Genomic DNA, 17749 nt, shown 5'->3' with positions numbered 1-17749 from the left:
TGACCACATCGCTAGCCTGGAGTCCATGACATGCATCCCCGCGTCCTTGAGGTAACCGAACGGCTGATTGCTCGCAGCCGTGAAACCCGTCAACGCTACCTGCAATTGATCCGGGGTGCGGCGAGCGACGGGCCGATGCGCGGCAAGTTGCAATGTGCCAACTTCGCCCACGGTGTCGCGGCATGTGGTCCCGAAGACAAGAACAGCCTGCGCATGATGAATGCGGCCAACATTGCCATCGTCTCTTCCTACAACGACATGCTCTCGGCGCATCAGCCGTACGAACACTTCCCCGAACAGATCAAAAAAGCGCTGCGCGAAATCGGTTCGGTGGGGCAGTTTGCCGGTGGCGTTCCGGCCATGTGTGACGGTGTCACTCAGGGCGAGCCGGGCATGGAGTTGAGTATCGCCAGCCGAGAAGTCATTGCGATGGCAACAGCGGTGGCTTTGTCCCACAACATGTTCGACGGTGCGCTGATGCTGGGCATCTGCGACAAGATCGTTCCGGGCCTGCTGATGGGGTCGCTGCGTTTCGGTCATCTGCCGACGATTTTTGTACCGGGCGGGCCGATGGTCTCGGGCATCTCCAACAAAGAGAAAGCCGACGTGCGTCAGCGCTACGCCGAAGGCAAGGCAACCCGCGAAGAGCTGCTGGACTCGGAAATGAAGTCCTACCACGGCCCGGGCACTTGCACGTTCTACGGCACGGCGAACACCAACCAGTTGCTCATGGAAGTCATGGGTCTGCATCTTCCGGGCGCCTCTTTCGTCAATCCCTACACGCCGCTACGCGATGCCCTGACACGCGAGGCGGCGTTCCAGGTCACGCGTCTGACCAAACAAAGCGGCGACTTCATCCCTCTCGGAGAGATTGTGGACGAACGTTCGCTGGTCAACTCGATTGTTGCCCTGCACGCGACGGGCGGTTCCACCAATCACACGCTGCACATGCCGGCGATTGCCCAATGCGCGGGCATTCAGCTGACCTGGCAGGACATGGCCGATCTGTCGGAAGTCGTGCCGACCCTGTCCCACGTCTACCCGAACGGCAAAGCCGACATCAACCACTTCCAGGCTGCCGGCGGCATGTCGTTCCTGATCCGCGAGCTGCTCGACGCGGGCCTGATGCACGAAGACGTGAACACGGTCATGGGCCGTGGTCTGCGTCGCTACACCCAGGAGCCGTTCCTGGAAGAAGGCACGCTGGTGTGGCGCGATGGCCCGGTCGAAAGCCTCGACGAAAACGTCCTGCGCCCGATTGCCCGTCCGTTCTCGGCCGAGGGCGGCCTGCGGGTGATGGAAGGCAACCTGGGCCGTGGCGTGATGAAGGTCTCCGCCGTTGCGCTGGAGCATCAGATCGTCGAAGCCCCCGCCAAAGTGTTCGAAGACCAGCAAGACCTCGCCGACGCCTTCAAGGCCGGTGAACTGGAATGCGATTTTGTCGCCGTCATGCGTTTCCAGGGCCCGCGCTCCAATGGCATGCCGGAGCTGCACAAGATGACGCCGTTTCTGGGCGTGCTGCAGGACCGTGGGTTCAAGGTGGCGCTGATTACTGATGGGCGCATGTCCGGCGCGTCCGGGAAAATCCCGGCGGCGATTCACGTTTGCCCGGAAGCCTCCGACGGCGGACCGCTGGCGTTGGTACGTGATGGGGATCTCATTCGTGTCGATGGCGTGAAAGGAACGTTGCAAGTTCTGGTCGAACCGGCAGAATTGGCCGCCAGAGAGCCGGCCATCGGTCGCTTGTCCCATAACGTGGGCAGCGGGCGCGAATTGTTCGGCTTCATGCGCATGGCCTTCAGCTCGGCAGAGAAGGGCGCCAGCGCCTTTACTTCGAATCTGGAGACGCTCAAGTGACATTGGCGATGGTGGGTGATATCGGCGGCACAAATGCGCGGTTTGCCATTTGGGAAGACGATCAGTTGCATTCGATCCGCGTGTTCGCAACGGTCGATTACGCGAGTCCTGAAAAGGCCCTGACGGTCTATCTGCAGGACCTGGAATTGCAGCGCGGTGATGTCACCTCCATTTGTCTGGCGGTGGCCGGGCCGGTGACCGGCGACGATTTCCACTTCACCAACAGCCACTGGAAGATCAACCGGCAGGCGTTCTGCGCCGAGCTGAAGATCGACCACCTGATCCTGGTCAACGACTTCACCGCCATGGCGCTGGGCATGACCCGCCTGAAGGACGACGAGTACCTGACCGTGCGTCATGGCAAGGGCGATCCTCGTGGTGCGCGGGTGGTGATCGGGCCAGGCACCGGCCTTGGCGTCGGCACGTTGATCCGCAGCGGCGAAGCGCGATGGACTGCGGTGCCGGGGGAGGGCGGTCACGTTGATTTGCCGATCGGCACGCCTCGCGAAGCCCTGCTGTGGATGCGGTTGATGGCGACCCACGAGCATGTCAGCGCCGAGACGATTCTGAGTGGCGCCGGGCTGTTGCTGCTGTATCAAGTCAGCTGCGGGCTGGACGAGATCGAGCCTGAACTCAAATCCCCGGCGGCCATTACCTCGGCGGCGCTCAAGGGCGATCCGGTCGCCAGCGCGGTGCTCGAGCAGTTCTGTGTATTCCTCGGCCGGGTGGCGGGCAATAACGTACTGACTGTCGGCGGACGCGGCGGCGTGTATATTGCCGGTGGCGTGATCCCGCGGTTCGTTGATTTCTTCATGCAGAGCGGCTTCAACAAGGCGTTCGCCGAGAAGGGACTGATGAAGGATTACTTCAATGACGTGCCGGTCTGGCTGGTCACGGCCGAGTACCCCGGCCTGATGGGCGCAGGCGTGGCGCTGGATCAATATGCGGCGAGCGCTAGCGGCAAGCTATAAGCTGCAAGTCAAGGCCGCGCATGGCTGGCTTGCGGCTTAAAGCTTGAAGCTCGCAACTGCTCCACCTATAACAACAATCCATTGCTCACAAGGACGACCATGTGAACGCTGTCAGTAAATCGATTCTGGTGGTCGACGATGACCAGGAGATTTGCGAGTTGCTGCAAGCCTACCTGAGCCGATCCGGTTTTCAGGTGCGCACGGTCGGCGATGGGGCCGAGTTTCGACAGGCATTCAACGAAGAGGCCAGCGACCTGCTGATTCTCGACGTGATGCTCCCTGATGAAGACGGCTTCAGCCTGTGTCGCTGGGTCAGGCAGCATCCGCGTCAACCGCATATTCCCATCATCATGCTCACCGCCAGCTCCGACGAGGCCGACCGTGTCATTGGTCTGGAACTCGGCGCCGATGATTACATGGCCAAACCCTTCAGCCCCCGTGAGCTTCAGGCCCGGATCAAAGCCCTGTTGCGCCGTGCCCAGTTCGGCCAGGAACGCAGCGGCGGTGAAGTGCTGGTGTTCGATGAATGGCGGCTGGACATGGTCAGTCATCGGCTGTTTCACAACGACGGTGAAGAAGTGATTTTGTCCGGCGCTGATTTCGCGCTGCTTAAACTGTTTCTCGACAACCCCCAACAGATTCTCGATCGCGACACCATCGGCAACGCCACCCGTGGCCGTGAGCTGATGCCGCTGGAGCGCATCGTCGACATGGCGGTCAGCCGCCTGCGTCAGCGTTTGCGTGACACTGGCAAGGCTCCGCGTTTGATCCGCACCGTGCGAGGCAGTGGTTATCTGCTGGCAGCCAATGTGCTCCCCCAAGCCGGCAACGGTTACTGATACTCAATGGTGACCGACAGGAAACGCCGCTTGCCGGTGCCGCGTTCGCTGCTCGGACGCATGCTGCTGCTGACCTTGCTCGCCGTGTTGCTGGCGCAAACCCTGTCCAGCCTGATCTGGCTTTCGCAACTGCGCGCCACGCAGATGGAAGGCCTGGTCACCAGCGCCCGCAGTCTGGGTTTTTCCATGGCGGCGAGTGTGAGTTACTTCCGCTCGCTCCCCGTTGCGTTTCGGCCGCTGGTGCTCGATCAATTGCGCAGCATGGGCGGCACGCGTTTCTTTGTGTCGCTCAACGATCGGCCGCTGGAAATGCAGGTGCTTGAGCCCACCGTGCGCAAGACGGCGGTCATCGATGTGGTCGGTCAGGTGCTGCGGCAAAACCTCGGCGCTGATCCCGACATCCTGGTCCGCTTCGTGCGTCCCGAAGACCTGCGCATTTTCAACAGCGGTCTCAGACTCGACGAACTTCCGCGCTCATGGGCCCATTACGCGCTGACCCTTGAACCGGTCAATCCGCCCGTGCTGGTCACGCAGATCGAGCTGTCGCCCGGCGAATGGCTGTACATCGCCTCGCTGCTGCCTGAGCCCTACACCATGCTCGAAGCGGAAGGCCTGCCCTCGCAGCAAGTCTGGTTCATTGCTTTGACCAGTATTTTTCTGTTGGTCTTCATCGGTCTGCTGGTGCACTGGCAGAGTGGGCCGCTCAAGCGTCTGGCCCATGCCGCGCGGGATCTGTCGTTGGGCGCTGACGTCGAGCCGGTGGTGGAGGGCGGCGGCAGTGAAGTGGTGGAAGTGACCCGCGCGTTCAACACCATGCGCGATCGCATCAGCCGTTACCTGACCGAACGCGGCCAGCTCTTCAGCGCGATTTCCCACGACCTGCGCACCCCGATCACTCGCTTGCGGCTGCGCGTCGAGCTGCTCGAAGACGAACAGATGCAGGCCAAATTCACCCGTGACCTGGATGAGCTGGAGTTGCTGGTCAAAGGCGCGTTGCAGTGCGTGAAGGACACCGACATTCACGAGAACATCGAGCCGGTCGACCTCAATCACGCGCTGGATTGCCTGATCGAGCCCTATCTCTCCGCTGACGGTGCAGGCCGTGTCACGTTGCACGGCAAGGCGATGTCGATGTACTACGGCAAGCCCCTGGCGCTGCGCCGGTGCATGGGCAACCTGATCGATAACGCCATCAAATACGGCGACCGTGCGCACCTGTTCGTTGAAGACGACGCCGACGCGTTCATTCTTCACGTCGAAGATGAAGGCCCGGGCGTGCCTGAACAGCGAATGGAACAAGTCTTCGAACCGCACTTCCGGCTGGCCGGCAAACACCAGCAGGGTTACGGGCTGGGGCTTGGCATCGCCCGCAATATTGCCCACAGCCACGGCGGCGAAGTGACGTTGCAGAACATGCGCGAAGGCGGGTTGCGGGTCACGCTCTATCTGCCGCGTGGAGTGGAGTAATCCGGTCCCTTTCCTCAATGTCACAGCCCTGTGACATTTGCGCATCCCTTCGTTACCGTCCGCTCTAACCCCTTGGTTAGAATCCACGCAGCGCAAGCGCCACGACTTGCTCATGCATAACAACAAGAAAGGTCAGATATGAATTCGATTTCCCGTCTCGCTGCACTTATTTCCCTCGCCTCGTTGTTCCCTCTGAGCGCCATGGCGGCTGATGCCAAAGGCACTGTCGAAGTTGTGCACTGGTGGACGTCCGGTGGCGAAAAAGCCGCTGTCGATGTGCTCCGCGCGCAAGTTGAAAAAGACGGTTTCACCTGGAAAGACGGCGCCGTCGCAGGCGGCGGCGGTGCAACCGCAATGACCGTGCTCAAGAGCCGCGCCGTTGCTGGCAACCCGCCTGGCGTTGCCCAGATCAAAGGCCCGGACATCCAGGAATGGGCCTCTACCGGCCTGCTTGATACCGACGTGCTTAAAAACGTCTCCAAAGAGGAGAAGTGGGACAGCCTGCTGGACAAGAAAGTCTCCGACACCGTGAAGTACGACGGTGACTACGTCGCCGTGCCGGTGAACATCCACCGCGTCAACTGGCTGTGGATCAACCCGGAAGTCTTCAAGAAAGCCGGTATCGAAAAAGCCCCTACCACCCTCGAAGAATTCTACGCAGCGGGCGACAAGCTCAAAGCGGCAGGCTTCATCCCTCTGGCCCACGGTGGCCAGCCTTGGCAGGACAGCACTGTTTTTGAAGCCGTCGTTCTCTCTGTCATGGGCGCTGATGGTTACAAAAAGGCACTGGTCGACCTCGACAACGCTGCGCTGACCGGCCCTGAAATGGTCAAGTCGCTCACCGAGCTGAAGAAAGTCGCCACCTACATGGATGCCGACGGCAAAGGCCAGGACTGGAACCTGGAAGCCGCCAAAGTCATCAACGGCAAGGCCGGCATGCAGATCATGGGTGACTGGGCCAAGAGTGAATGGACCGCTGCCAAGAAAGTCGCCGGCAAGGACTACGAGTGCGTAGCGTTCCCGGGCACCGACAAGGCGTTCACCTACAACATCGACTCCCTGGCTGTGTTCAAGCAGAAAGACGCGGGCACTGCTGCCGGTCAGCAGGACATCGCCAAGGTCGTGTTGGGTGAAAACTTCCAGAAAGTCTTCAGCATCAACAAGGGCTCGATCCCGGTTCGCAACGACATGCTGGCTGACATGGGCAAGTACGGTTTTGACTCGTGCGCCCAGACCGCTGCCAAGGACTTCCTGGCTGACGCCAAAACCGGCGGCCTGCAACCAAGCATGGCGCACAACATGGCCACCACACTGGCCGTGCAGGGCGCTTTCTTTGACGTCGTGACCAACTTCATCAACGACCCGAAAGCCGATCCGGCCGACGCGGCGAAGAAGCTGGGCGCTGCGATCAAGTCTGCCAAGTAAGCCGTAACACCCCTTGCTCCATGTAGGAGTGAGCTTGCTCGCGATGGCGTCATGTCAGCCAATACAGACGGCACTGACACACCGCCTCGCGAGCAAGCTCACTCCCACAGACGGCGGCGTGTTTGCACTCTTCATTCTTCTGTACTGGATTTCACCATGAGTTCTGTTGCTGTGTTCAGCAAAGCCTCGCCGTTCGATGCACTGCAGCGCTGGCTACCCAAACTGGTGCTGGCGCCCAGCATGTTCATCGTATTGGTGGGCTTCTACGGCTATATCCTGTGGACGTTCGTTCTGTCGTTCACCAACTCGACTTTCCTGCCGACCTACAAATTCGTGGGTCTGGCGCAATACGCGCGGTTGTTCGACAACGACCGCTGGTGGGTAGCCAGCAAAAACCTCGCGGTGTTCGGTGGCATGTTCATCGGCATCAGCATGGTGGTTGGCGTGCTGCTGGCGGTCTTCCTGGATCAGCGCATCCGCCGCGAAGGCTTTATCCGCACCATTTATCTGTACCCGATGGCGCTGTCGATGATCGTGACCGGTACGGCCTGGAAATGGCTGCTCAACCCGGGCATGGGCCTGGACAAACTGCTGCGTGACTGGGGCTGGGAAGGCTTCCGCCTGGACTGGCTGATCGATCCGGACCGCGTCGTTTACTGCCTGGTGATCGCTGCGGTATGGCAGGCGTCGGGCTTCATCATGGCGATGTTCCTGGCCGGCCTTCGTGGCGTTGATCAGTCGATCATCCGTGCTGCGCAGATCGACGGCGCGAGCATGCCGAAAATCTACTGGAAGGTCGTGCTGCCAAGCCTGCGTCCGGTGTTCTTCAGTGCGGTCATGATTCTGGCGCACATCGCCATCAAAAGCTTCGACCTGGTCGCGGCCATGACGGCCGGTGGCCCGGGCTACTCGTCTGACCTGCCCGCGATGTTCATGTACTCGTTCACCTTCAGCCGTGGCCAGATGGGCATGGGTTCCGCCAGTGCGATCCTGATGCTCGGCGCGATTCTCGCCATCCTCGTGCCTTATCTGTATTCCGAGCTGAGGGCCAAGCGCAATGACTAGTCTCGCCAACAAGCCCGCCCTCAGCCTGAGCCGCGTCGCCATCTATGCGGTGCTGATCGTTGCGGTATTCATTTATCTGGTGCCGCTGGTGGTGATGCTGCTGACCAGCTTCAAGTCGCCGGAAGACATCGGCAGCGGCAACCTGCTCAGCTGGCCGACCGAAGTGACGGCCATCGGCTGGATCAAAGCCTGGGCGACGGTGAAAGGTTACTTCTGGAACTCGTTCCTGATCACCGTTCCGGCGGTGCTGATCTCCACCACCATTGGTGCGCTGAACGGCTACGTGCTGTCGATGTGGCGCTTCCGCGGTTCGCAGTTGTTCTTCGGTCTGCTGCTGTTCGGTTGCTTCCTGCCGTTCCAGACCGTCCTGCTGCCGGCGTCTTTCACGCTGGGCAAAATGGGCCTGGCCAGCACCACCACAGGTCTCGTGTTCGTCCACGTCGTTTACGGTCTGGCGTTCACCACGCTGTTCTTCCGCAACTACTACGTCAGTATTCCGGACGCACTGGTGAAAGCGGCACGTCTGGATGGCGCCGGCTTCTTCACCATCTTCCGTCGGATCATTCTGCCGATGTCGACGCCGATCATCATGGTCTGCCTGATCTGGCAGTTCACCCAGATCTGGAACGACTTCCTGTTCGGCGTGGTGTTCTCCAGCGGTGATTCGCAGCCGATCACGGTCGCGCTGAACAACCTGGTCAACACCAGCACAGGCGTCAAGGAATACAACGTTGATATGGCGGCGGCGATGATCGCCGGTCTGCCGACCCTGCTGGTCTACGTGGTCGCAGGCAAGTATTTCGTGCGCGGGCTCACGGCCGGCGCAGTCAAGGGGTAATCATGGCAACGCTTGAACTACGCAATGTAAACAAGACTTACGGGGCCGGTTTGCCGGACACCCTGAAGAACATCGAACTCTCCATCAAAGAAGGCGAGTTCCTGATTCTGGTCGGCCCTTCGGGCTGCGGTAAGTCGACCCTGATGAACTGCATCGCCGGGCTGGAAAACATTACCGGCGGCGCGATCATGATCGGTGATCAGGACGTCAGCGGCATGAGCCCGAAGGATCGCGACATCGCGATGGTCTTCCAGTCCTACGCGCTGTACCCGACCATGAGCGTGCGCGAGAACATCGAGTTCGGGCTGAAGATTCGCAAGATGGCCCAAGCCGACATCGACGCCGAAGTGGCGCGGGTCGCCAAGCTGCTGCAGATCGAACACCTGCTCAATCGCAAGCCGGGGCAGCTCTCCGGTGGTCAGCAACAGCGCGTGGCCATGGGCCGGGCGCTGGCCCGTCGGCCGAAGATTTACCTGTTCGACGAGCCGCTTTCCAACCTCGATGCGAAGCTGCGCGTCGAGATGCGTACCGAAATGAAGCTGATGCACCAGCGCCTGAAGACCACCACGGTCTACGTGACCCACGACCAGATCGAAGCGATGACACTGGGCGACAAAGTGGCGGTCATGAAGGACGGCATCATTCAGCAGTTCGGCACGCCAAAGCAGATCTACAACGATCCGGCCAACCTGTTCGTGGCCAGCTTCATCGGCTCGCCGCCGATGAACTTCATCCCGCTGCGCCTGCAACGCAAGGACGGTCGCCTCGTCGCGCTGCTCGACAGCGGTCAGGCCCGTTGCGAGCTGCCGATGAGCATGAACGACGCCGGTCTTGAGGACCGTGAGGTGATTCTGGGCCTGCGTCCCGAGCAGATCGTGCTAGCGTCCGGTGATGCTGCCGGTCTGCCGACCATTCGCGCCGAAGTCCAGGTGACCGAGCCGACTGGCCCGGATACGCTGGTATTCGTTACCCTCAACGAGAGCAAGGTCTGCTGCCGTCTGGCGCCGGATATTGCACCCGCTGTGGGCGAGACCTTGACGTTGCAGTTCGATCCGGCGAAGGTTCTGCTGTTCGACGCCAAAACCGGCGAGCGCCTTGGCGTCCTGGCACCGAGTCAGTCGGTGGAGAACATGGGGAATGTCACGCGGCTCAACCGCAACTGATCCCGATGTGCAGGAGCACTGCACAAACGAGCACCTGTGACGGGTGGATGTCTGCCGTACAAAACCCGTCATGCACACGATGTACGTGGTTACAACGCTGTTCAAAAGCTAATAACAATAAAACGAGGATCCAAGGGATGAAAAAGGTACGTAACAAGTCGCTTAACCAGTTTCAGCTGATCGGTGGGTTGTCTGTCCTGAGCGCGTTGACGATTTCCGGAACGGCGTCTGCAATGGAGCCTTTCAAAGCCAGCGAGCACATGACCGGCGATTGGGGTGGTCTGCGTCAAGAGCTGTACGACAAGGGTTACGACTTCCCGATCGAGTACGTAGGCGAAGCCGCCTCCAACCTCAACGGTGGTTATAACGACGACAGAACCGGCCGCTACAGCGACCAGTTTGCGTTCGGCGTACAAATGGACCTGCAAAAAATCCTCGGCTGGCACGACGCAGAGTTCAAGCTCGCGATCACCGAGCGCAGCGGCAACAACATCTCCAACGACCGTATCGGCGATCCGCGTGCCGGCACGCTCAGCTCCTCCCAGGAAGTCTGGGGCCGTGGCCAGACCTGGCGTCTGACCCAGATGTGGGTCAAGCAGAAGTACTTCGACGGCAAGCTGGACATCAAGGTTGGTCGTTTCGGTGAAGGCGAAGACTTCAACAGCTTCCCTTGCGACTTCCAGAACCTTTCGTTCTGCGGCTCGCAGGTCGGTAACTACGTCAACACCTGGTACAACTGGCCTGTCAGCCAGTGGGCTGCCCGCGTGAAGTACAACATCACGCCTGAGTTGTTCGCCCAGATCGGCGTCTACGAGCAGAACCCTTCGTACCTCGAAACCGGCAACAGCTTCAAACTCAGCGGCAGCGGCTCCAAAGGCACCGTGGTACCGGTTGAAGTGGTGTGGTCGCCGAACGTCAACTCGCTGCCAGGCGAATACCGTCTGGGCTACTACGTGAGTAACCCGAGCGCCGACGATCTCTACGAGAACGAAAACGGTCAGCCTCAGGCAATCGCCGGCGGTGACTTCAAGTCCCACAAAGACAAGCACGGCTGGTGGGTCGTGGCTCAGCAACAGCTGACCGCGCACAACGGCGACGCATCCCGTGGTCTGAGCATTTTCGCCAACGCGACTGTGCATGACAAAGCCACCAACTTCGTCGACAACTACCAGCAGGTCGGCTTCGTCTACAAAGGCCCGTTCGATGCACGTCCGAAGGATGACATCGGTATCGGCGTCGCGCGTATCCACGTGAACGATGATGCCCAGGACAACCGTCGTCTGGTCAACGCCGTCAACGGCATCGAAGACTACGACAACCCAGGCTACCTGCCGATCCAGAAGACCGAATACAACTCGGAAATCTACTACGGCGTGCACGTAACCGACTGGCTGACCGTGCGTCCCAACCTGCAGTACGTGAAGAGCCCGGGCGGTGTGGACGACGTTCAGAACGCACTGGTTGCCGGTATCAAGATTCAGTCGAAGTTCTAAGTTAAGCGGACGCTCCTCCGCGCTCCACAAACGATCAAGGGTCGTGTGTGCTTTACGGGCAGCCAAGCTGCCCGTTTTTTTTCGCGCTATTTATTCCGTAGCAATGGCTCCGCGTTCGGGGCATTTTTTCTCGCGTGACGAGTGACCGTCATCTGGAGTGCGACAACGATGCCCTTCAGGGACCCCGGCTCAACCGAGCACCCTCTTCAGCGTTTCTTCACCTCGGTGCGACCGCAACCGACCTTTCAGTGGGAACGTTACCAACAGCGTGATGTGCTGGTGATCAATCATGCGCAGTGCCAAGCCGTGTTCAGTCGGCAGGGCGCTCAGCTGTTGCATTTTGAACCCGCCGGGCAGAAGCCCTGGCTGTGGTGTGCCGCCCACTGGCCTCTGGTCGGCGCGATCCGCGGTGGCGTGCCGGTCAGTTGGCCCTGGGTCGGACGTCATCCGGGGGAGAGTGGTTGGCCGGCCAATGGCTGGGGCCGACTCCTCGACTGGAAACTGGTCGAAAGCCATGAGCATGAGGCGGGCGTCACATTGCGCTGGCAACTCAAGCTGTGGGACTGGCAGGCCGATCTTTATGCCGAGCTCGGGCATTCAATGGACCTGCGCCTTGAGACGCGTCACGACGACAGCGAGCCCTGTCACTTCGGCCATGGCTTGCACGCCTACTGGCGCATCAGTGATGTGGCGGACGTCGCGTTGCAGGGGCTCGACGGTGCGCAAGGTTACGACGAACTCAGCCGCAGCGCTTGCGAGCAGCGGGGCGAGCTTCGGGTTCACGGCAGTTGTCAGCGGGTGTTCGAGCATGCGGGGCTGCTGGAACTACAAGACGACGCCTGGCAGCGGCGGTTGAGCATCGACACCGGCGACAGCGACAGCACCGTTGTCTGGCACCCCGGCAGCCGACCCTTGCTTGGCGTGGGCGGCGATGAAGCGATGGGTTTCTTGCGCGTCGAGGCGGCGTCGGGTGTGGATGATTGCTTGAGCTTGGCGCCCGGGCAGCACGCCAGCTTAAGCCTGCAGGCAAGCCTGGCTCACTGAGTGTGGGAATGGGGGGTCGCCTGCCAAAGAGGCGTTCCCTTAATTCAGCTCATCGTCCGCCGGGTACCGGCTCGCGTTCAGGCTTTCCTTGATCTTGCGCAGGTGCGGCTGGAAGTCGACGCCCCGACGCAGGGTCATGCCGGTCGCCAGCACATCCAGCACTGTCAGCTGGACGATCCTGGACGTCATGGGCATATAGATGTCGGTGTCTTCCGGCAGCGGAATGTTCAGGCTCAACGTGCTGGCCTTCGCCAGCGGCGAGTCGGCAGCGGTCAGGCCCAGCACCGACGCGCCATTTTCACGGGCGATGCGCGCCACTTCCACCAGCTCGCGGGTGCGCCCGGTGTAGGAAATGATCACAAACAGCTCGCCGGTGTGCGCCACCGAGGCCAGCATGCGCTGCACCAGCACGTCGGCGTGGGCCGTGACGGCGAGATTGAAGCGGAAGAATTTATGCTGCGCGTCCAGTGCCACCGGCGCCGAAGCCCCGAGGCCGAAGAAGTGAATCTGCCGCGCCTGAATCAGCAGGTCGACCGCTTTGCTGATCAGGTTGGGGTCAAGCACCTGGCACACGCTGTCGAGGGACGCGATGGCGCTGCCGAAGATCTTGCGGGTGTAGGCTTCCGGGTTGTCATCGGCTTCCACGGCGCGGCTGACGTAGGCGGCGCCGCTGGCCAGGCTCTGGGCCAGTTGCAGCTTCAGCTCGGGATAGCCGCTGACATCGAACGAGCGGCAGAAACGGTTGACCGTCGGTTCACTGACCTTCGCGGCCTGCGCCAGCGCAGCGATGCTGAACCGGGTGGCCTGCTGCGGATTGCTCAGAATCGCCTCGGCGACCTTGCGCTCGGCCTTGTTCAGCTCTTCCAGACGACTCTGGATCTGCTCCAGAAGATTGCGTACGCGGTCCATTGTTTGTCCTTCTGATGAAACGGCGACAGGCCGGTCGACAGGCCTTTATTTGCAGTGGGGGAATTTCGGCCTTTAGCCTGTCGCAAAGGTGGCCTATCGTACTGAGGGCCTGTGGTGATCACCACTCTAATGTGGTTAAGGTGGGAATGTTGTGGTTATTACTACATTCGGCCTTGAGTAACGCCTTTAAAAAAGGTATTTGTAGCTTAACTTGATAAAAGAACCAACATTATGCTCTCGATTACGGTTGAACCGTGCACTTTTGCGTTGTTTGGCGCCTTGGGTGACCTGGCGGTACGCAAACTGTTTCCTGCGTTGTACCAGCTTGATCGAGCTGGACTGCTGCATGCCGAGACCCGAATTATTGCGTTGGCCCGTGAGCCGGGGACTCCTGAGGAGCACCTGGCCTACATTGATAAAAGCCTGCGCCGCTTCGTCCCCGAGGCGCAGCTTGAGACCGAACACGTGGAGCGTTTTCAGGCCCGCCTGAGTTACCTGCATGTGGACTTCCTCAAGGGCGAGGACTACGTCGCGCTTGCCGAAGCCGTGGGCGACGCGCCGACCATGATTGCCTACTTCGCGACCCCGGCGTCGGTCTATGGCGCCATCTGCGAAAACCTCGCGCTGGTCGGCTTGACCGATCGCACCCGCGCCGTGCTGGAAAAACCCATCGGACATGACCTCGCGTCGTCCCGTCGCGTCAACGATGCCGTCGCCAAGTTCCTGCCTGAAACCCGCATCTACCGGATCGACCACTATCTGGGCAAGGACACGGTGCAAAACCTCATTGCCCTGCGGTTTGCCAACAGCCTGTTCGAGACACAGTGGAACCAGAACCACATCTCCCACGTGGAAATCACCGTGGCGGAGAAGGTCGGCATCGAAGGGCGCTGGGGCTATTTCGACCAGGCCGGTCAGCTGCGTGACATGATCCAGAACCACCTGTTGCAGCTGCTGTGCCTGATCGCGATGGACCCGCCCAGCGACCTGTCCGCCGACAGTATCCGTGACGAGAAGGTGAAAGTGCTCAAGGCACTGGCGCCGTTCACCCCGGAGCGTCTGGCTACCCAAGTGGTGCGCGGTCAGTACATCGCCGGCTATAGCGAGGGCAAGCCGGTGCCGGGTTATCTGGAGGAAGAAAACTCCAACACCCAGAGCGACACGGAAACCTTCGTCGCCATTCGTGCCGATATCCGTAACTGGCGCTGGTCGGGCGTGCCGTTCTATCTGCGTACCGGCAAGCGCATGCCGCAGAAGCTGTCGCAGATCGTGATCCACTTCAAAGAGCCGCCGCATTACATCTTTGCCCCTGAGCAGCGCTTGCAGATCAGCAACCGCCTGATCATCCGCCTGCAGCCCGATGAAGGCATCTCGCTGCAAGTGATGACCAAGGATCAGGGTCTGGACAAGGGCATGCAGCTGCGCAGCAACCCTCTGCAACTGAGCTTCTCCGATGCCTATCGCAGCGCCCGTGTGCCGGACGCCTACGAGCGGTTGTTGCTGGAAGTCATGCGGGGCAATCAGAACCTGTTTGTCCGCAAAGACGAAATCGAATACGCCTGGCAATGGTGCGACCAGTTGATCGCTGGCTGGAAAAAGGCGGGCGATGCGCCCAAGCCTTACCCCGCTGGTTCCTGGGGGCCGATGAGCTCCATTGCTTTGATTACGCGTGACGGGAGGTCCTGGTATGGCGATATGTGAACTTGAATTTCCGGCGGGCCTGAAGGCCCACGAATTCGATAACCCCGAAGTCCTGGCGAACGCGCTGGCCGATCACGTGGCCGAGCGTTTGACGGCTGCGATTTCCAGCAACCCGCACGGCACGGCCACGTTGGTGGTGTCCGGCGGCAAAAGCCCGGTGGCGTTTTTCAAGGCGCTGGCACAGAAGCCCCTCGAGTGGTCGAAAGTCTGCGTGAGTCTGGCCGACGAGCGCTGGGTGCCCGTCGAGCACGCCGACAGCAACGAAGGCCTGCTCAAGCGTTTCCTGCTTCAGGGGCCAGCGGCGGAAGCGGAATTCTTCAGCCTCTATCGTCCGACCACGACGGTGGATGAAGCTGCAGCGGCGACTGACGAGGCGCTCAAGGCGCTGCCTAAGATTGACGTGCTGATTCTGGGCATGGGCGATGACGGGCATACCGCGTCGCTGTTCCCCAACAGCCCGCATCTGAAAGAAGCGCTGGACCTCAACAGCGACCGTCGTTGCCTGCCCATGCTCGCACCGACCGTCCCCCATCAGCGCCTGACCCTGACGCGTCCGGTCCTGGCGTCGGCAGCGACCACCATCCTGTCCGTCTCCGGTCAGGCCAAACTCGACACATTGCGCGCTGCACTGGCAGGCGATGACCTCGCCGAAATGCCAGTGCGCGCGTTCCTCAACCCGTCTCTAGAGATCTACTGGTGCCCATAAGCAAAGGATCAGCCGCCATGGAAAATACCCAAGTGAAACAGCCGTTGAATAGCATGGCGAGCAAGATTGCCCAGATCGACGCACTCTGCGCGAAAGCGAAGATTCTGCCGGTCATTACCATTGCCCGCGAACAGGATGTCCTGCCGCTGGCCGATGCCCTGGCCGCTGGTGGCCTGAATGCGCTGGAAATAACCCTGCGTTCCGAGTTCGGGCTCAAAGCCATTCGCATGCTGCGTGATGCGCGTCCTGAGCTGAGCGTCGGCGCCGGCACCATTCTCGACCGCCACATGCTCAAGGCGGCCGAGGAGGCGGGTTCACAGTTCATCGTCACCCCCGGCAGCACGCAGGATCTGCTGGAAGCCGCCGCGCTGAGCGAATTGCCGCTGCTGCCAGGCATCAGCAGCGCTTCGGAAATCATGATCGGTTACGCGCTGGGTTATCGCCGCTTCAAGCTGTTCCCGGCGGAAATCAGTGGCGGGGTTGGTGCGATCAAGGCGCTGGGCGGTCCATTCCCGGAAGTGCGCTTCTGCCCAACCGGCGGCGTCAGTGCGGCCAACCTGAAAAGCTACATGGCGCTGCCTAACGTGATGTGCGTCGGCGGCACCTGGATGATCGATAACGCGTGGGTGAAAAACGGCGACTGGCAGCGGATTACCGACGCCACGGCCGAAGCCATCGCGTTGTTCGACTGAGTCTGAATTTGCCGGTCAGGCTCCGCTTTCGACAGCTTCCGTTCAAGTGGAGGCTGGTTAACTGCTGAGCATGATCCGTTTATGGCGCCCTGTCGGGGCGTTGCTGCAGAAGTCGTTGTTGCATGGCTTTTTTACGGTGTTCCTTGGTCGGGAACGCCGTTTTTTTTTGCGCTTTTCATACGCAATAGATATGTACCGCACAGGCAGCGGCAGGAGCGCTTATCCTTGCCGCTCCTTTGTAGTTCGTTTCTCGATGGATTTACGGCGCCTTCGTCATGAAGGCGCCGTCTTTTTTTCTACGGGCTCACCGAAGGCTTTGATCCCGGCGCGGCCACTCGGGAGCAGACCCTACGCCAGCGCACGAAGTGCTGCCACCAACTGCTCGACATCCCTTGCCGATGTGGTGAATCCCGGTGTAATGCGGATGCACGTCCCGCAGGCCGAGCCTTCCCGCGTGACCGCAAAAATGCCGTGCTCATCCAGCAGGCGCTTGACCATGAGTTCCTGATCCGCGTGACGGCTGAAGCGGAATGACGTGATGCCGCAATAGAGCCGAGGGTCGTCCGGCGTCAGCACGTCGATGCCTTCGATGGTCCGCGCCTGAGTGACCCACAGGTCTCGCAGATAGGCCAAACGTGCGCCTTTGGCGGGTGCGCCGCCCATGGCGCGATGGTCGGCGAAGACTTTGGGCAGGGTCATCAAGGCCGGAATGTTCGGCGTCCCGTAAGGTACGCGACCGAGGATATCGTCCTCACTGTAGCGCTCGTCTGCCATGTCGGGGTCGATGGCGCTCAGGCGTTCCTGCTTCACATAAATGAAGCCCAGGCTCAGCGGCGCGCCAATCCATTTCTGCAGGTTGAATCCGGCGAACGACACGCCAAGGTCAGCCAGTTCGAAATCCAGCAGGCCTAGCGCGTGGGCGCCATCCAGAATGACTTCGATGCCGTGGGCCTTGGCCAGCTCGGCGATCGCTTTCACCGGCATTACCAGACCCGTGCGATGAGTGACGTAGGTCAGCGCCACCAGCTTGAGCCGCGGATGTGCGGCAAAGGCGTCGCGGTAAGTCTGCAGCAGCCCGTCATGGCTGGCGGGGTGTTGGTGAGTGACCTCAATGACCTCCACGCCGCGATTCTTCGCCAGCCAACGCATGCCGGTCTGCACGCTGTTGTAATCCAGGTCGCTGACCAACACCTGGTCACCTGCCACGAGGCCGTTGTAGTTGCGAATCAGCGCTTGCACCGACTCGGACGCGGAGCGGGTGATGGCCACTTCGCGGGCCGGCACGTTCAGCAGATCGGCCAAGTCAGCGCGAATGGTCTCGCTGTCCTCGGTATCGAACTTCTGCCGCACGTAGACCGAGTTGCTGCGATTGACGTAAGCGAGGTTCTGCTCGTAATCCTTGAGTGCTGCGCGGGTCATACGGCCGAAATAGCCGTATTCGAAATTGACCGGCCCGGGCTCGACGTCGTACTGCGCCGCAACCTGCTGCCAGAACGCTTCGTCCCGAGCCTGTTCATCCGCCAATTCCGTTATTGCGTATGCAGTGCTGTTCATCAAGCGGCTCGCTTTTATCTATGGG

The 17749-nt window shown here is 60.6% G+C and carries 15 protein-coding genes; 13 read left to right on the top strand and 2 right to left on the bottom strand.

Annotated features, from left to right (window positions below; translation table 11 throughout):
• Nucleotides 1–30 precede the first annotated feature (30 nt).
• From edd to ABEH28_RS19225, 10 genes are all read left to right on the top strand, one after another.
• Nucleotides 31–1857, top strand: coding sequence for a phosphogluconate dehydratase (gene edd, locus ABEH28_RS19270; RefSeq protein WP_282369615.1), 1827 nt, complete (start codon nucleotides 31–33; stop codon nucleotides 1855–1857).
• A complete protein-coding gene (locus tag ABEH28_RS19265) occupies nucleotides 1854–2828 on the top strand; it encodes a glucokinase (protein WP_282369618.1) in 975 nt (324 codons plus the stop codon). The genes edd and ABEH28_RS19265 overlap by 4 nt, the downstream gene beginning before the upstream one ends.
• A 101-nt stretch (nucleotides 2829–2929) precedes the next feature.
• Nucleotides 2930–3667, top strand: a complete 738-nt coding sequence (locus ABEH28_RS19260) for a response regulator transcription factor (RefSeq protein ID WP_122535887.1) — start codon at nucleotides 2930–2932, stop codon at nucleotides 3665–3667.
• A 6-nt stretch (nucleotides 3668–3673) separates the two neighbouring features.
• Nucleotides 3674–5134: an ATP-binding protein gene (locus tag ABEH28_RS19255; RefSeq protein WP_282369619.1), complete on the top strand. Its 1461-nt coding sequence runs from the start codon at nucleotides 3674–3676 to the stop codon at nucleotides 5132–5134.
• Between the two features lie 138 nt (nucleotides 5135–5272).
• Complete coding sequence (locus ABEH28_RS19250; RefSeq protein ID WP_122535890.1) at nucleotides 5273–6559, top strand: ABC transporter substrate-binding protein; 1287 nt, start codon at nucleotides 5273–5275, stop codon at nucleotides 6557–6559.
• A 156-nt stretch (nucleotides 6560–6715) separates the two neighbouring features.
• Complete coding sequence (locus ABEH28_RS19245; RefSeq protein WP_037014845.1) at nucleotides 6716–7624, top strand: sugar ABC transporter permease; 909 nt, start codon at nucleotides 6716–6718, stop codon at nucleotides 7622–7624.
• Nucleotides 7617–8462 (top strand): carbohydrate ABC transporter permease, encoded by an 846-nt coding sequence (locus ABEH28_RS19240; protein ID WP_133772127.1) that lies wholly within the window; start codon nucleotides 7617–7619, stop codon nucleotides 8460–8462. The genes ABEH28_RS19245 and ABEH28_RS19240 overlap by 8 nt, the downstream gene beginning before the upstream one ends.
• A 2-nt stretch (nucleotides 8463–8464) precedes the next feature.
• On the top strand, nucleotides 8465–9625 hold the full coding sequence (locus ABEH28_RS19235) for an ABC transporter ATP-binding protein (RefSeq protein ID WP_282369628.1): 1161 nt from the start codon (nucleotides 8465–8467) through the stop codon (nucleotides 9623–9625).
• A 137-nt stretch (nucleotides 9626–9762) separates the two neighbouring features.
• The gene (locus ABEH28_RS19230) at nucleotides 9763–11118 is read left to right on the top strand and encodes a carbohydrate porin (RefSeq protein WP_192171796.1); all 1356 of its coding nucleotides are present in this window, start codon (nucleotides 9763–9765) and stop codon (nucleotides 11116–11118) included.
• A gap of 168 nt (nucleotides 11119–11286) precedes the next feature.
• On the top strand, nucleotides 11287–12162 hold the full coding sequence (locus ABEH28_RS19225) for a D-hexose-6-phosphate mutarotase (protein WP_346630834.1): 876 nt from the start codon (nucleotides 11287–11289) through the stop codon (nucleotides 12160–12162).
• Nucleotides 12163–12201: 39 nt separating this feature from the next.
• Here ABEH28_RS19225 and ABEH28_RS19220 read toward each other — a convergent pair whose 3' ends face one another.
• On the bottom strand, nucleotides 12202–13071 hold the full coding sequence (locus tag ABEH28_RS19220; protein ID WP_065992054.1) for a MurR/RpiR family transcriptional regulator: 870 nt from the start codon (nucleotides 13069–13071) through the stop codon (nucleotides 12202–12204).
• A 231-nt stretch (nucleotides 13072–13302) separates the two neighbouring features.
• Between ABEH28_RS19220 and zwf the strand changes: the two genes are divergently transcribed.
• From zwf to ABEH28_RS19205, 3 genes are read left to right on the top strand one after another with little or no spacing between them, the layout of a single operon-like run.
• Complete coding sequence (zwf, locus tag ABEH28_RS19215; protein ID WP_122535895.1) at nucleotides 13303–14772, top strand: glucose-6-phosphate dehydrogenase; 1470 nt, start codon at nucleotides 13303–13305, stop codon at nucleotides 14770–14772.
• Nucleotides 14759–15478 (top strand): 6-phosphogluconolactonase, encoded by a 720-nt coding sequence (gene pgl, locus ABEH28_RS19210; RefSeq protein ID WP_192171794.1) that lies wholly within the window; start codon nucleotides 14759–14761, stop codon nucleotides 15476–15478. The genes zwf and pgl overlap by 14 nt, the downstream gene beginning before the upstream one ends.
• A 17-nt stretch (nucleotides 15479–15495) precedes the next feature.
• Nucleotides 15496–16170: a bifunctional 4-hydroxy-2-oxoglutarate aldolase/2-dehydro-3-deoxy-phosphogluconate aldolase gene (locus ABEH28_RS19205; RefSeq protein ID WP_122535897.1), complete on the top strand. Its 675-nt coding sequence runs from the start codon at nucleotides 15496–15498 to the stop codon at nucleotides 16168–16170.
• Nucleotides 16171–16518: 348 nt separating this feature from the next.
• Here ABEH28_RS19205 and ABEH28_RS19200 read toward each other — a convergent pair whose 3' ends face one another.
• Complete coding sequence (locus ABEH28_RS19200) at nucleotides 16519–17724, bottom strand: aminotransferase class V-fold PLP-dependent enzyme (RefSeq protein ID WP_346630833.1); 1206 nt, start codon at nucleotides 17722–17724, stop codon at nucleotides 16519–16521.
• Between the last annotated feature and the right edge of the window lie 25 nt (nucleotides 17725–17749).

Origin of the sequence: Pseudomonas sp. Ps21-P2 (genome assembly GCF_039672565.1) — a bacterium.
Taxonomy (GTDB): domain Bacteria; phylum Pseudomonadota; class Gammaproteobacteria; order Pseudomonadales; family Pseudomonadaceae; genus Aquipseudomonas.
The sequence above is the reverse complement of the archived record's forward strand: the minus strand, read 5'-3'. Positions and strand labels throughout refer to the sequence as shown.